Source organism: Gemmatimonadaceae bacterium (genome assembly GCA_020846935.1).
Lineage (GTDB): Bacteria > Gemmatimonadota > Gemmatimonadetes > Gemmatimonadales > Gemmatimonadaceae > RBC101.
In genome coordinates this window covers 499,959-513,638 of record JADLCY010000011.1, presented here as the reverse complement: position 1 = coordinate 513,638, position 13,680 = coordinate 499,959, and the positions used below count along the sequence as shown (strand labels likewise).

Annotated in this window: 11 protein-coding genes; 6 read left to right on the top strand and 5 right to left on the bottom strand. The window is 68.6% G+C overall.

Translation table 11 applies throughout. From position 1 onward, the window contains the following. Window positions 1-21 precede the first annotated feature (21 nt). Window positions 22-1,449, top strand: coding sequence for a protein kinase (locus tag IT361_14720; GenBank protein MCC6318929.1), 1,428 nt, complete (start codon window positions 22-24; stop codon window positions 1,447-1,449). Here IT361_14720 and IT361_14715 read toward each other — a convergent pair. Genes IT361_14715 through IT361_14695 form a run of 5 tightly spaced genes read right to left on the bottom strand, consistent with a single transcriptional unit; the run spans window position 1,434 to window position 6,086 of the window. Next, window positions 1,434-2,186: a GNAT family N-acetyltransferase gene (locus IT361_14715; protein MCC6318928.1), complete on the bottom strand. Its 753-nt coding sequence runs from the start codon at window positions 2,184-2,186 to the stop codon at window positions 1,434-1,436. The genes IT361_14720 and IT361_14715 overlap by 16 nt on opposite strands. 18 nt (window positions 2,187-2,204) lie before the next feature. After that, complete coding sequence (locus IT361_14710) at window positions 2,205-4,019, bottom strand: long-chain fatty acid--CoA ligase (protein ID MCC6318927.1); 1,815 nt, start codon at window positions 4,017-4,019, stop codon at window positions 2,205-2,207. A 45-nt stretch (window positions 4,020-4,064) separates the two neighbouring features. Continuing rightward, complete coding sequence (locus tag IT361_14705) at window positions 4,065-4,859, bottom strand: hypothetical protein (GenBank protein MCC6318926.1); 795 nt, start codon at window positions 4,857-4,859, stop codon at window positions 4,065-4,067. Then, window positions 4,856-5,623: a ParA family protein gene (locus IT361_14700; GenBank protein MCC6318925.1), complete on the bottom strand. Its 768-nt coding sequence runs from the start codon at window positions 5,621-5,623 to the stop codon at window positions 4,856-4,858. The genes IT361_14705 and IT361_14700 overlap by 4 nt, the downstream gene beginning before the upstream one ends. A 1-nt stretch (window position 5,624) precedes the next feature. Continuing rightward, window positions 5,625-6,086 carry a tetratricopeptide repeat protein gene (locus IT361_14695; GenBank protein MCC6318924.1) on the bottom strand — a complete coding sequence of 154 codons (462 nt, stop codon included), beginning with the start codon at window positions 6,084-6,086 and terminating at the stop codon, window positions 5,625-5,627. Window positions 6,087-6,295: 209 nt separating this feature from the next. On the opposite strand from IT361_14695, the gene IT361_14690 reads away from it, so the two are divergent. From IT361_14690 to IT361_14670, 5 genes are all read left to right on the top strand, one after another. Then, on the top strand, window positions 6,296-6,808 hold the full coding sequence (locus IT361_14690; protein MCC6318923.1) for a phosphoribosyltransferase domain-containing protein: 513 nt from the start codon (window positions 6,296-6,298) through the stop codon (window positions 6,806-6,808). Window positions 6,809-7,046: 238 nt separating this feature from the next. Next, window positions 7,047-8,423, top strand: coding sequence for a dicarboxylate/amino acid:cation symporter (locus IT361_14685; protein ID MCC6318922.1), 1,377 nt, complete (start codon window positions 7,047-7,049; stop codon window positions 8,421-8,423). Between the two features lie 131 nt (window positions 8,424-8,554). Next, window positions 8,555-11,101: an Ig-like domain-containing protein gene (locus tag IT361_14680; GenBank protein MCC6318921.1), complete on the top strand. Its 2,547-nt coding sequence runs from the start codon at window positions 8,555-8,557 to the stop codon at window positions 11,099-11,101. Between the two features lie 78 nt (window positions 11,102-11,179). Next, the gene (locus tag IT361_14675) at window positions 11,180-11,845 is read left to right on the top strand and encodes a carbon monoxide dehydrogenase subunit G (protein ID MCC6318920.1); all 666 of its coding nucleotides are present in this window, start codon (window positions 11,180-11,182) and stop codon (window positions 11,843-11,845) included. A gap of 47 nt (window positions 11,846-11,892) precedes the next feature. Next, complete coding sequence (locus tag IT361_14670; protein MCC6318919.1) at window positions 11,893-13,671, top strand: amidase; 1,779 nt, start codon at window positions 11,893-11,895, stop codon at window positions 13,669-13,671. Window positions 13,672-13,680: the final 9 nt, after the last annotated feature.

Here is a 13,680-nt window from a genome sequence, read left to right as displayed (position 1 = left end):
GGTCCACCCACCCGGAGTCGCGTGTCAGATTTCAAGGCGCAGCTTCAGGCGCAGTTCGGCGACGAATACACCATCGAGCGCGAACTCAGTGGTGGTGGCATGTCGCAGGTTCTCCTTGCCCAGGACACGCGCCACCATCGTCGTGTCGTGATCAAGCTGCTGCCGGCGAGCGTGACGCAGGCGATCTCGGCGGAGCGCTTCGAGCGCGAGATCCTCATGTCGGCGGCGCTGCAGCATCCGAACATTGTGCCGGTCCTGAGTTCGGGGAAGGTGAACGGGCTGCCCTACTTCGTGATGCCATACATCGACGGCGAGTCGGTGCGTATGCGTGTCCGTCGCGGCCCACTCTCGGTGCGCGAAACGGTGAACATCCTCAGGGACGTGTGTCGAGCGCTCTCGTTCGCGCACGGCCGCGGCGTGATCCACCGGGATATCAAGCCCGATAACGTGCTCCTGTCGGCCGGGGCCGGCGTGGCGGTGGTGACCGACTTCGGCGTGGCGAAGGCAATCATGACGTCGCGCCACGGCGGCGATCCCGCGCCCGGCGGTCGCATGACGGGGGTCGGGATGTCACTCGGCACGCCGGCGTACATGGCACCCGAACAGGCCGCGGCTGATCCCAACGTGGACCATCGGGCGGATATCTACGCGTTAGGCATCCTCGGGTACGAGATGCTCGCCGGGGCGCCGCCGTTCCACGGCAGGTCGCCGCAGGCCTTGCTCGCGGCGCAGATGACGGAGGCCCCAACCGCCCTGAGCGCCCGGCGGTACGACATCCCCCGGGCGCTCACCGACCTGATCATGCTCTGCCTCTCCAAGGAGCCGGCACGTCGCCCGGACACCGCGGCCGGCCTGCTGCGCGCCCTGGAGGACCCGGAGATGATCAGCGGTGTGTTTGCGGCCCCGCCGTCGTCATCGCGCATGCAGTGGCGGAACGCGGCGATACTGCTGGGCATCCTGGGGAGCGTAGTGCTCGCCGGTGCGCTGGTGCGATCGCGCCTGGTGGCGCGGTCCGAGTCCCCGCCGCGGGCGGCGCAGCCAACCGCTGGTGCGGCTGTGCTGCCGGTCTCGCTGGCCGTGTTGCCCCTGGAGGCGGTCGGTGGAGACGCGGAGGCCCGCGGCGTGGCCACGGCGTTAGGCGCCGAACTGGCATCGGCGGCCGCCGCGCTGCCGGGTGCGAGGGTCGCGTCGCATGCCGCCGTCCTGGCCGTCCCGGACAGCGTGCGCGGGCCCGCGGCGCTCGGCCGCGTGCTCGGCGTCGCCTACCTCATGGAGGGCACGGTGCAGCGGCAGCGACGGGAATTGAGAGCGACGGTTCGGCTCGTCCGCATCGCCAACGACTCCACGGTCTGGGCGCGCACATTCACCGGCAATGCCGACAGCACCTTTTCGTTCCAGGATGCGGTGGTGCAGGCTGCGATCAGCGCGTTGCGTCAGGGCGCGCGCTGAGCCGCGCCGAGTGTCCAGCCCCCGGGCGTGGCTCCGATGGCGTGGACGAAGGGGATTGCCGACTCTGGCACCGATTCGATGGTGAGGGCGCCGCCGGCCTCGCGGCACGCCGCCTCGACGAGGGCGCGGCCGATGCCTCGGCGACGATAGGCCGGCTCCACCACGAGATCGCTGAGGAGTCCGTGGCGGCCGTCTGAGACAAAGCGCGCCATGCCGACGAGGCGCGGGCCATCCCATGCGCCAATGCCGACCGAACGACGCAGGACGTCGGCGGTGCGCGTGGGGCCGGCGTCGCCAGCTCGCTGCATCAGCGCCATGATTCCAGCGACATCAGCGCCGACCGAGCGCAGCTCGATCCCAGGTGCCGAGGCCACCTGCGCCTCGGAGGGCGCCGGGCGGACGGCGTCAGTGGGCGAGACGTCGGCGTCCGGGCGATCGCCCCGTACGGGGCCGCGTCGCGCGCGATGCCGACGCTCCCACACTCGGCCGATTACCCGACCCGCCAGCAATCCGAGCACTCCGCCCAGCGCCGACGCGCCAAGCACCACGAGCAGGAACACCAGGAACGCCTTCTCCAGGCGCCCCGTGCGAAAGCCGCCCGCGAGATCGTCCCACACGAGCATGGTCGACACCGACCCGAGCAGTCCCATGCCCACGAGTCCCGCGATGTCCGCAATGGCGGTGCGACGCGGCGCGTAGAAGTCGGACACGGCGGTCGGGGGCGTGGGCGTGGGCATGCGCAGCGTGCGAGGGGCTCAGCCGGCGTACAAGGCGTCGATCGTGGTCTTGTACCGCTGATCGATGACGCGACGCTTCACCTTGAGCGTTGGGGTGAGCTCGCCAGACTCCACGGAGAAGTCGTGCTCCAGGAGCGCGATCTTTGCCGGCGTCTCGAAGTGTGCGAGACCCACCAGCGTGCTGCGGACCTCCTTGTCCATCTTCGCATTCACGGTCGGCATCTGCAGGAGCTGCGCGCGGTCGGTCCAGATGAGTTGCCGAAGCTTTGCCCACTTCTCCAACTGCTCGAAGTTCGGGACGACCAGCAGCACCGGAAACTTGCGTCGATCACCGAGCATCACCGCCTGACTCACGTACTTGTTGGTCTTGACCATGTTCTCGATCGGTTGCGGTGCGATGTTCTTTCCACCCGCCGTGACGATCAGATCCTTCTTGCGGTCAGTAATGCGGAGGAAGTCGCCTTCGATCACGCCGATGTCGCCGGTATGGAACCATCCTTCGCTGTCGATCACCTCGCGCGTGGCGTCAGGCTTGTTGAAGTAGCCCTGCATCACGTGTGGGCCTCGGGTCAGGATCTCGCCGTCCGCGGCGATCTGCACCTCGACACCTTCGACCGGCTTGCCCACGGTGCCGATGCGGAAGTTCTGAGGCGTGTTGACGCTGATCACCGGTGACGTCTCGGTCAGCCCATAGCCCTCGAGGATCGTGAGGCCCGCCGCATAGAAGAACCGGTTGATCTCGGGGGCGAGCGGGGCGCCACCGGAAATGAAGTAGCGCAGCCGACCACCCGTGCGCTGCTGCAGCTTGGAGAACACGAGCTTCTGCGCGATCGCGTAGCGCATCGCCAGCCATCCCGATGGTTGGCGACCCGCGAGACGTGTGTCGGCGTACTGCTCGGCAACCTTGCGGGCCCAGAAGAAGATCGTGCGCTTGAGGGCGCCGCCGGCGAGCGCATTCTCCAGCACGCGGGCGTACATCTTCTCATAGAGGCGCGGCACCGACATCGCGATCGTCGGGCGCACTTCGGCCATTGCGACCGGAACCAGGTCGAAGGACTCGACATACGCGATCGTCGTCCCCGTCGTGAAGAACCAGTAGTCGCCGGTGCGCTCGAAGATGTGCGACAGCGGAAGGAACGACAGCGCCACGTCCTCGCCCTTCATCTCGATGATCCCGCAGTTGGCCTGGATGTTCGAGAAGAAGTTGTCGTGTGTGAGCATCACGCCTTTGGGCGAGCCCGTGGTGCCCGAGGTGTAGATGATCGTCGCGATGTCGCTCGGCTTCGCCTGTCGCGCGGTGGACTCGTGCGCCACATGCTGACCGGTGAAATCGGCCTCGTGGCCTTTCGCGACGAGTTCCGAGAGGGTCGTGTCGGCGAAGGACCGTGCGCCGTCGTCGAGCGCGATGACATGCCTGAGCGCGCTCGCCTGTGCCCGGATCGATGCGACCTTCTCAGCCTGCACGGCGCTGGAGACGAAGATGGCGACCGCGCCCGAATCGTTGAGCAGGTAGGGCAGCTGCTCGGCGGGCAGCGTGGGGTAGATGGGAACGTCGATCACGCCTGCCATCAGGCACGCCCAGTCAGCGATGGCCCACTCAGGCCGGTTCTCGGACAGGATCGCCACGCGATCACCGCGTCGTACTCCCAGCTGCTCGAGGCCCAGCCGCGTCAGGCGCACCCGGTCGTACAGTTCGGCGTGCGAGATGTCGTGCCACGTGCCGTCGCGCCGGAACCGGAGGGCGTCGGGTTTGTCGAAGGTCCGGACCGCCTCGAAGAACACGTCGATGAGGGTGCCGGGGGCCGAGCGTCGTTCGGGGCCGCGAGCGTACATGGGGACGTGGGGCTTGGCGACGACGAGCCGGAAGCGGGAGGTCCGCTACTTCGGAATGATCACCACCGTCCAGCGGATGGTATCTCGTGCCATTCTGCCTCCGCGCCGCGCTTCCGCAAGGACTTCGACCGTGTCCCGCTGCGCCTGTCCCTGCCGGATGCGGAAGCGCAGGTTGCGTGACACGAACCCCGAGTTGTCGCTCGTGTCCACCTTCGTGAGCCGCCCGGACTGATCGACGAAGAAGAAGGCCTGCGTCGTGTCGCTCGCCGGGAGGACGTTGCTGCCCTTTCGGAGCGTGTAGCGCACGATGTAGCCCGGGACGCCGACCACGGTGGCGCCGTTCTTCACGCCGAGCTGCATGGTGAGGGAACGCGACGTGTCGGTTGCCGCCGCGGGCAGACTGAAAGCGATGGTGTCCTGCGTACGCGTACCCACGCGGCCGAGGGTGTCGGGCGCCGGGACGACCAGCAGGGTACGGGCGGGTGTCTGCAGGCCGGCCGCGCTCGCGATGACCCTGACGCTGCGACTCGGTTGCCCGGCGGGGAGCGCGCGTCCGACCACGGTGTTCGTCGTCGCCAGGATCGTGAGCCCGGTATCGAGCGCCAGGAAGCTGACGGGGACGGCGGGGTCCGGCGTGTTGTCGGCCCGGAACACATTGGCGGTCAGCGGAGCCACCACGCCTCGGGCGTCGCGCAGCGTGTCACCGACGTCGACCGAGGGATATGGCAATGAGACAAACTGCAGAGAGCCGAGCGCGCTGCCGTCGACCGTGATGTCGATGCAGGCGATACCCGTCACGACGCCGGCGCACGCGAGCAGCCGTGCCAGGCGGCGTGTCATTTCAGCCGCTCCGCGAGCAGGGTCGCGAGATTCACGTACGCCTGCGCAGCGGGGTCAGCCGGCGTGCGCAGCACGACGGGTTGTCCGGCGGCGAAGGCCTCGAGGGCGGCGTCGGTGCGCGGGATGCGCACGTCGAAGATCAGGTTGCGCGGCAGGTGGGCCTGCACGTAAGCGGCCACCCGTTCCGACGTGGCGTTGCCGGGTTCGAACATGGTGAGCAGGATGCCGTCCAGGGTGAGGTCCTTGTTGGCGTCAACGACATCCTGGATACCCCGGAGAATCTGCGGGGTTGTCTGGAGGGCCAGCGGCTCGCACTGCAGCGGCACGATCACGTGCTGGCTGCACTCGAGCACCCGATGCACGATCGGGCCGAGCCCGGGCGGCGTGTCGATCACGACGACGTCGCAGCGTTCCTGCGCGATCGCGACGAGGTCGCGCACCACACTCGTTTCGGCGACGAGTTGCTGGTAGAACGTGTGATCCGACGCGTCGCTCACCGAGCCCGCGAGAATCACCCGCAGCCAGGGCAGGGCCGTGGGCAGGATGATCTCGCGCAACGAGCGCTGGCCGTTGAGGTAGTCGGCGAATCCGTACGTCGGGTGGCCACGTCGCAACCCGACGCCGTAGCGGACGGCGCCCTGCGGATCCATGTCGACGATCAGCGTCTTGAGGCCGCGACGGGCAAACGCGGCCGCGAGATTCACCGACGTGGTGGTCTTGCCGACTCCTCCTTTCTGGCTGACGACCGCGAGGACACGCCCCACGTCAGCCCTCGTGCTCGGTCGAGGGATCGCCGGCGTCGGCGTGCGGCGTCCGCAGGTCGGCCAGCGCCTGTCGCGCGTGCTCCACGTTGGCTTCCATGGCGCTCTTGCCCGGCGCGTTGAGGAACGCTTCGAGGTGCTGTTCCGCGCCGCCGCGTTCGCCGCGTTTGATGAGCAGAAAGCCGAGTCCGTAGTGGGCGCCCGCGTGCGCCGGCTTGACCTCGAGCACGCGCCGGTAGCATCGCTCGGCTTCGCCCAGGCGACCCAGGCGAGAGTAGGCGATGGCCATGTTCATGAGCACCCGATGGTCGTCGGGTTTGTCGCGCAGCGCGAGGCGGTACGACGTGAGGGCGGCGTCGTAGTCTCCCTGCTTCTCCAGCACGAGCGCCTCCGACAGGTAGTCGAGGCGCTGGGGCTTGAGTTCGTCGTCGGATCTGCCGCCGATCAGGCGGCTCCACCAGGACATCAGTACGCGTCGGGCGACGGGGGGGTCGGGGGGCGGAGTGTGACACGGCACACGTCGCCCGGGAAGAAGCGCCGTATTTCGCGCTAAGCTATCGACTTACGTCATCGCGGGCAATTCCGCGTTGCCGAGGCAATTCGGCTCCGTTCCCGGGGCTGCACCGGGCCCGTGTTGCCGCCTACCTTCCACCCACATTCGCCTCCGAGGCTCCCGTGCCCCGCCGCTATGAAGTGGACCCGCAGAAGGGTCGATTCGATGTCGAGTGGCCGCTGTTCGGAGAGCTGTCGCGGGCCCTCGCGCTCAAGGTCGCGCGTGCGTACGACCCCGAAATCGTCGTCGGCGTGGCGACCGCCGGCGTGATTCCGGCCGCCGTCGTGGCGGCAATCCTGGATCGCGAGTTCCGGTCGATTCTCGTGACGCGTCGTGACGACATGCGGGTTCGCGAGACTCCAACCGTGCTTGGCGCCGCGCCACATGAAGTGCGTGGAAAGCGCGTGCTCATCGTCGACGAGACCTGTGACACCGGGGACACCATGCGCCTGGCGATCGCCGCGATCGTGAACGCCGGGGCGAGTGAGGTGCGCACGGCCGTCTCGTTCAGGACGGGACCGTTCGAAACCGATTTTCACGCCTTGGCCACGGAAAGCACCATCGTGCTGCCGTGGGACCGTGAGATCCTGGTCGACGGAGAGCTCAGGCCCAACCCCAAGTACCGGGAAGCCTAGGCGCCCGGTGTTGCCGCGGATTCCGGCGCGGGGCAGCGAGGGTGAAGGGCACCTTTGACGGTTGGGTGAATGCGCTCCAGACGGCGGCGGTGTTCTGCTGGTACTGGCCCAGCGCCTGACAGTGGGCACGCCCTTCCTGCCGACCTTCGCGCAGGGTAGGATCGTGCGGCCGCGCCCGGCACCGGGGCGCGCAGGTGCGCGACGCGTCGTTGAGCACCGCTCCGACTCTCGTCACGCCATGGCCGACCACGACCAGCACGAGACCCGCGACGACATCGCGGCGCCCACGCACGGTGACCCCGAACTGCCGCCCACCGCGCGGCCGGTCGCCCCGAGCGTGATCGCGCGCCTCGGGCGCAACCTTACGGTGCGTGTGCTCGTGGCCATCGCGCTCGGCATCCTCGCGGGGATGATCTGGCCGTCGGTCGGGAAGGCAATGCGCCCGTTGGGCGACACCTTCGTGAACCTGGTCCGCATGGTCATCGCGCCGGTGATCTTCCTGACCATCGTGCTGGGCATCGCGCAAACGAGCGACCTCAAGAAGGTGGGTCGTGTGGGCCTCAAGGCATTCGTCTACTTCGAGGTTGTTACCACGTTTGCCCTCGGCATCGGCGTGATCGTGATGAACCTCGTGAAGCCCGGTGCGGGGATCGATGCGGCGCGGCTCGCCACCGGCGACGTCACGCGGTATGCGCAGCAGGGGCAGGAGATGAACTGGATCGACTTCCTCACGCACATCGTGCCGACGAGCGTGGTCGGCGCATTTGCCCAGGGCGAGATCCTGCAAGTCGTCTTCTTTTCCGTGATCTTCGGCGTGGCACTCGCCTCACTCGGACGCGCGGCCCGACCCGTCACGCGCGTGATCGATCGCCTGATGACGGTGTTCTTTCGCATCGTGGGCATCGTGATGGTCGTGGCCCCGCTTGGCGCCTTTGGCGCGATGGCGTACACGGTCGGCAACTTCGGCCTGGCGTCGCTCGCGGCGCTGGGACGGCTCATGGGGACCGTGTATCTCACCATGGGACTCTTCGTCTTCGTCGTGCTCAACCTCATCGCGCGCGCCTACGGGTTTTCGCTCTGGCGCCTCCTCGTGTTCATCAAGGAGGAGATCGTGATCGTGCTCGGTACGTCCTCCAGCGAGGCGGCGCTGCCGCGCATGCTCGACAAGATGGAGAAATTCGGCTGCGCCAAGCCGGTCGTGGGGCTCGTCATCCCGGCGGGGTACTCCTTCAACCTCGACGGAACCTCGATCTACCTCTCGATGGCCACGCTGTTCATCGCCCAGGCGTACGGCGTCGACCTGAGCGTCGGGCAGCAGCTCTCGGTGCTCGGCGTCCTCATGATCACGTCCAAGGGCGCCGCGGGCGTCACGGGGTCGGGCTTCATCGTCCTGGCGAGCACGCTTTCCGCGCTTCGCGTAGTGCCGGTCGAGGGCCTTGCCTTGCTCCTCGGCGTCGACCGGTTCATGAGCGAGGCGCGCGCCATCACGAACCTGATCGGCAACGCGGTGGCGACCGTCGTCGTGGCGAAGAGCGAAAAAGGCTTTGACGAAGCGGCGCACGCCGAGGTGGTCGCGAACGGGCGCGCGAGCGGTGTGGTGTCGGCGAGTGCGTGAACCGTTGTAGGGGTATCGACCGTTGTCGTGGTTCGGAATCGTGACGGTGCTCACGCGCTCCCCATCGCTCGAACCGCTCACGAGACATGTGCACTTCCCGCCAAGAGCGTCGCACTCACTCCGGGGTGGTAGTGCCCACGCGTACGGGTTGGCTGGCTGACACGGCGCGGTGTGGCCTCCCGGCCACGCTCCTGGTGGTCGCCCTCGGCTGTGGGGACGCGTCCACGGAGTCATCCCGGGTTGCGAGCATCACTGTCTCGCCGTCGGTCGTGAGCTTGCGGCCGGGTGAGGCGCGTACGATCGAGGCCACCGTCGTGGATGCCGCCGGGTCGGTCGTCCGGGATCGCACGATCTTCTGGTCGAGCCGACATCCATCGATCGTCACGGTCACCGCGTCAGGCATCGTCACCGCCGTGTCGGCCGGCGTCACCGAGGTCGCCGCAAGCGCCGGAGGGCACTCGGCCGTCGTGCCGGTCACGATCACCGCGCTGCCGGCGAGTCTGGTGCGCGTGCTCCCCGGGACATCGACCATTCGCGTCGGCACTTCGGTGTCGCTCGCGGCTGAAGCATTCAACGCCGCCGGTGACACCATCGCCGACGCGGTGTTCGCATGGACATCGAGCAACGCCGCCGTCGCCACGGTCAGTGGTGCAGGGATGGTCACCGGCGTCGGCACCGGAACCGTGAGCATCTCGGCGCAGGTGGACGGAGCCGTGGGGAGCGCACTGGTATCCGTGCAGCGCGCGCCGGTCGCGTCGGTGACGGTGGCCCCTGATCTTGCCGCGCTGCTCGTGGGTCAGTCGGTACAGCTCAACGCCGAGGCGCGCGACGCGACGGGCAACGTGCTCGCGGGGCGCGTCGTGACCTGGTCGTCGAATGCCCCGACGGTGCTTTCCGTTTCGTCCACTGGCGTGGTGACCGCGCTCGGTGTGGGTTCGGCGCGGATCACGGCGACGGCCGAAGGCGAGCGGGGGACGGCGCGCGTGACGTCGTCCGCCGTGCCGGTTGCGAGCGTGAGCGTGTTTCCGAACAGCGCGACGCTGGCGGTTGGCCGAACGGCGTCGATGATCGCGGTGGTCCGCGACTCCGCGGGGACGGTGCTGGGCGGTCGCGCGGTCAACTGGAGCAGCGATGCTCCGACGATCGCCACCGTGGACGACGAGGGCACGGTGAGCGCCGTGACCGTGGGACAGGCGACCATTCGCGCGAGTGCTGGAGGCAAGTCGGGCCACGGCGTGGTGACGGTAGTGCCGGTGCCGGTCGCGAGCGTGACGCTGACTCCAACGACCGCGAGCGTCCGCACGGGCGATTCCCTGCAGCTCGTGGCGACAGCCCGTGATGCGGCCGGCAACGTGTTGCCCGCGCGGACGATCAACTACACATCGGGTGCGCCGAGCATTGCGGCGGTCGGTGTCGGGGGGGTGGTCACCGGCATCGGGGCGGGGACCGCGGTCATCGTGGCGACGTCCGAGGGAAAGCGCGCGACGTCGACGCTGACCATCATGCCGATCCCGGTGGCGGCGGTACGGGTGTCTCCCTCGGCGGCGACCCTTGCGCCGGGCGACACGATCCGGCTGTCCGTCGTCATGGAGGACGATCGTGGCACGCCGCTGCCGGGGCGCGTCGCGACATGGACGTCGCTCACCCCAGCCATTGCCACGGTGAGCGCCGCTGGTCTGGTGACGGCCCTGACGGCCGGCACCGCGACGATCCGGGCCACAAGCGATGGCGTGCATGGTGACGCCGCAGTGAGCGTCGTTCCTCCGGTCGTGAGCACCACGGTCTCCGCGGTGCGCATCGCCGCCCTCGGCGGGACGATCCACCTCGGCACACTGTACGCTCGCTCGGTGAGTGCGCAGGCGCTGGATGCCTCGGGGGCGCCGATCCCCGGGGCTCAGCTCTCGTGGTCGACGAGCGATCCGACGCTGCTCACGGTCACGCCGGGCAAGATGCCGGGGAGCGCGACGATCGTCGCCGCAGGGACCCCAACCTCGGGTCTGCGCCTCGCGGCGTCGTCAGGCGGCGGACTCGCCGCGGTCACCGATACGCTGACGATCGACAGCGACCTCGTCCCGATTGCCTCGGTCCTCATCTCACCGTCGCAGGCCGCGACCGTGGTGCTGCAGGGCGTGAGCCTCACGGGAACGCCGGTCGATTCGGCGGGGAATGCAATCGGCACCGCGCAGGGGAATCCGCTCGGCGCCCGCTCGGTCGCCTGGTCGGTCAACAGCATCCTCGGCGTCCTGACGCCGACCTCGGGGCCCACCACGACCCTCACCCCAATCACGACCGGGACGCATGTGGTTACCGGGGCGATCGGTGGGCTGGCTGGCACGTCGACGGTCGCGGTGTCACTCATGGCAGTCGATACGGTCGAATCCGTTCCACCGTCACCGGCACCCACGCTCAAGGTCGCGGCTGGCGGCGGCAATACCGTGAACGGGAAGTTCCGCGCCCTTGGCGCGAACGGCCGTCCGGCCGCTGGCGTGCCGTTCACGCTGGTCTCCTCCGACACCACCATCGCGACGGTGGTCCCGGTCGGATCCAAACGCACCGATGCGTTCGGCGGAGGCGAGTTCGAGGTCACGCTCACCAAGGTTGGCGTGGCCGGGACGTCGTTCACGGTGACGGTCACAGCTGGCGGCAAGAGCACCGTGTACATCATCAATATCGCCTGAGCCGGCGGCGTACCCTGTCGCGCACGCGGTAGCGGGTGATAACGTGCGGCACGCGTCCACCCCTGTCGCCCGCGCCTCGTGCACCTTTCCGGTGAATACGTCTTTGCCGCGCCCCGCGCGATCGTCTGGAGCGCGCTGCAGGATCCGCGTGTGCTGGCGTCGGTGCTCCCCGGGTGCGAGCGGCTCGATCGCGTCGACGACCACACCTTCGAGGGCGCGATCCGGCTCAGGATCGGGCCGGTGCAGGGTGACTACAGCGGTCGCGTGCAGCTGCGCGACCTGCGCGAGCCTGACTCGTTCGGCATGCAGATCGACGGCAAAGGACAGCAGGGATTCGTCAAGGCGGTGGCCACGGTCTCGCTGGCCGCGGAGGGCGATCAGACACGGATCACCTACACCAGCGATGCGCAGGTTGGTGGCCGCATCGCCGCGGTTGGCCAGCGGCTGATCGAGACGTCCGCGCGAGCCATCGTGAAGCAGAGCCTCGAGGGGCTCGATGCCGCGATGCGCGAACGCGCCGCGACCGCCGCGTCGGTGACGTTGGCCGGTGGCAGCCCGGAAGAAGCCACCGCGGCGGCCGATGCGGTGGCACCCACCCTGACCGACCGGCCCAGCGACGCTGCCTTTGCGGCCACCGTCGCGCGCGAGGTGGCTAAGGACATCATACCACCGCTGGCGAGGCGCGCCATCATCGTCCTCGTCATCCTCGTGCTCACCTGGATCCTCCTCGGGTTGCTCGGGTAGCGACCCCGGCGGCTCCATCCTCCTTTCCCGATTCGCTGGAGCCACTCGTGACGACGCCCGAAGACCTGCTCGCGCTCACCGAAGCCGAACTGCTCGCGATGGATCACGACCCCGACGCGTGCGGTGGCCTCGATCGGCGGCAGTTCATGCTGATGTCGCTGGTGTCGGCCGCGGCCACCACCTTCGGACTCGCGGGCACGAGTCGCGCCCAGGGAGGCGGTGCGCTCCAGGCGCCACAGGCGCCGCCCTTGCCGTTAGGCAATGGCGAGGCACCCGCCCTGCAGTTCATGCCGTATCCCGGGGGGACGGGTGCCCTCATGGAGCAACTCGCGCGGGAGCGTGGGCGCGCTGCCTTCGATCGCACGCCGTTCCAGGTCGAGAAGTGGAGCGGCGCGGTGCCTACCAGCCCCGACGACATCTGCTTCCTCCCCGCCCACCGGCTCTCGGCGCTGATCCGCGCGCGGCGCATCACGTCCGTACAGCTGACGCGCCTGTACCTGGATCGCCTCACGCGGCTCAACCCCACGCTGCTCTGCGCGGTCACCATCATGGAGACGCAGGCGCTTGCCGAAGCGGCGCGCATGGACGCCGAGCTGGCGGCCGGCCGCTATCGCGGCCCGTTGCACGGGCTGCCGTACGGCGTGAAGGATCTCTTCTCGACGAAGGGTGTGCCGACGACCTGGGGCGCAAAGGACTTCGAACATCGCATCATCGATGAAGACGCCGAGGTCGTGGTGCGCCTTCGCGACGCCGGGGCCGTGCTGATCGCCAAGCTGTCCACGGGGCTTTTTGCGCAGAACGACCAGTGGTTCCGCGGGCGCACGAACAACCCATGGAATCTCGTGCAGGGCTCGAGTGGATCGTCGGCGGGGCCCGGCTCCGCGACCGCGGCCGGGTGCGTCGCGTTCAGCATCGGGACCGAGACGCAGGGGTCAATCGTTTCTCCGAGCATTCGCAACGGCATCAGCGCGCTGCGTCCGACGTTTGGCCGGGTGAGTCGCCACGGCGGCATGACGCTCGCCTGGTCGATGGATCGCGTCGGGCCGATGTGTCGCACGGTCGAGGACTGCGCGATGGTGTTCAGCGTGATCCATGGCGTCGATACCAGGGATCCCTCGACGGTGACGACGCCGTTCCAGTTCGACCGTCGGATCCGATTGGCGTCCTTGCGCGTCGGGGTGGACCCAAACGCGCCAAAGGAGCTCGTCGAGACGTTGCGCACGCTCGGTCTCGAGCCGCGCGAGATCGGCCCGCGTCCAACGGTACCGGGGAGCGGCAGCGGGCTCGGCGTCGAGGGCGCCGCCGCGTTCGACGAATACGTGCAGCGAAAGGCGAAGGAGATCGGCCTCGACCTCACGACGTTGCCCGAGCCGCGTCCGGCCGGCACGGGCGGGGCAGGTCCGGGAGCCGGTGGAGGTGGTGCGCCCGCGAACCCGATGGCGCCTGCCGACTGGAACCCCCGCTTCGTGAACGGACGCATGGTCCGCGGCCTCGACTTTGTGCAGCAGCAACGAAGGCGCTACGCGCTCGTGGCAAAATGGGCCGACTTCATGAAGGATCTCGACATGTTCATCGCCGCACCAACCGCCGACATCGGGGCCAATGCGCAGACCGGGCATCCGTGCGTCGTCGTTCCCTACAAGTTCGACGTGCCGGCTCAGCCGCAGGGTGGAGGCGGCGCACCACCCGCGCAGCGACTCGAGCTCAAACCACAGCCGATCTGCGCGACGATCGTGGGTGCGCTCTACGCCGACGATCGCATCCTGTCTGTCGCGCACCAGTTCCAGGCTGCGACGGACATCCACCGCCGGCGCCCGTCGCTCTGACATGACCTT

What these genes read in the sequence shown, in the direction of transcription:
- IT361_14705 (MCC6318926.1), bottom strand. Translation starts at nt 4,859, where the DNA reads ATGACACGCCGCCTGGCACGGCTGCTCGCGTGCGCCGGCGTCGTGACG.
- IT361_14685 (MCC6318922.1), top strand. Translation starts at nt 7,047, where the DNA reads ATGGCCGACCACGACCAGCACGAGACCCGCGACGACATCGCGGCGCCC.
- IT361_14695 (MCC6318924.1), bottom strand. Translation starts at nt 6,086, where the DNA reads ATGTCCTGGTGGAGCCGCCTGATCGGCGGCAGATCCGACGACGAACTC.
- IT361_14710 (MCC6318927.1), bottom strand. Translation starts at nt 4,019, where the DNA reads ATGTACGCTCGCGGCCCCGAACGACGCTCGGCCCCCGGCACCCTCATC.
- IT361_14715 (MCC6318928.1), bottom strand. Translation starts at nt 2,186, where the DNA reads ATGCCCACGCCCACGCCCCCGACCGCCGTGTCCGACTTCTACGCGCCG.